The sequence below is a fragment of the Hydrogenophaga luteola genome, assembly GCF_042648585.1.
GTDB lineage: Bacteria > Pseudomonadota > Gammaproteobacteria > Burkholderiales > Burkholderiaceae_C > Hydrogenophaga > Hydrogenophaga luteola.
The window spans coordinates 1-821 of sequence record NZ_JBHRXX010000012.1 but is presented as its reverse complement, the minus strand read 5'-3'; the positions used below and the strand labels follow the sequence as shown (position 1 = coordinate 821).

1 protein-coding gene is annotated in these 821 nt (G+C 66.5%); it reads right to left on the bottom strand.

Going from position 1 to position 821, the window contains the following annotated elements:
* Nucleotides 1–758 (bottom strand): IS110 family transposase (locus tag ACFOPI_RS24195; protein WP_382180019.1); only part of this gene is annotated, 758 nt, incomplete at its 3' end.
* Nucleotides 759–821 lie beyond the last annotated feature (63 nt).

Genomic DNA, 821 nt, shown 5'->3' with positions numbered 1-821 from the left:
CCGGGCACCAGACCCAGCCAGGCGCACAGCTGGCGACCGCACTTGAAGTCGCGCCCGTTGCCGATGGTGCTCAGCAGCGCGGTGGCGGTGGTCTCACCAATGCCAGGCAGCAGCATCAGCCGCTGCGCCTCGGTGCTCTGGCGGGCCATGGTCTTGATGTGCTGGTCGTACTGCGCGATGCGTTCATCGAGCCGCGAGACCTCGCTCAGCAGATCGCCGATCACGGTGTTGGCCCAGCCAGGCAAATCCTCCAGGCGGGCCAAGGCCTCGCGTCGCACCACGGCGGCCTTCAATGGCAACACGATGCCCAGCTCCGAGAGCAGGCCGCGGATGCGGTTGAGCGTGGCGGTGCGCTGCTCCACGAAACCCTGGCGGGCGCGGTGCACCAGCAGCTGGCCCTGCTGCTCGGTGCTCTTGACCGGCACGAAGCGCATGTTGGGCCGGGTGACGGCCTCGCAGATGGCAGCGGCGTCTGCGGCATCGTTCTTGCCTCGCTTGCCCGAGAGGCGGTAGGGGATGACGAACTTGGGCGCCATCAGGCGCACGGTGTGGCCGAACTGGGCAAACTCGCGCGCCCAGTGGTGGGCGCCGGAACAGGCCTCCATGCCGATCAGGCACGGCGGCAGCGAGGCGATGAGTTCGAGCAGCCGGGCGCGCGGCACACTGGGGCGCACCAGTGCGGGCTTGCCCGATTCATCGACGCCGTGAACGGCAAAGACGTTCTTTGCCAGATCGATGCCAACGGATACGATTGCCATGGACTTCCCCTTCCAACAAACGAGTGAGTTGATGAGAGTTCGCACTTCCCATCGTGGCACTTT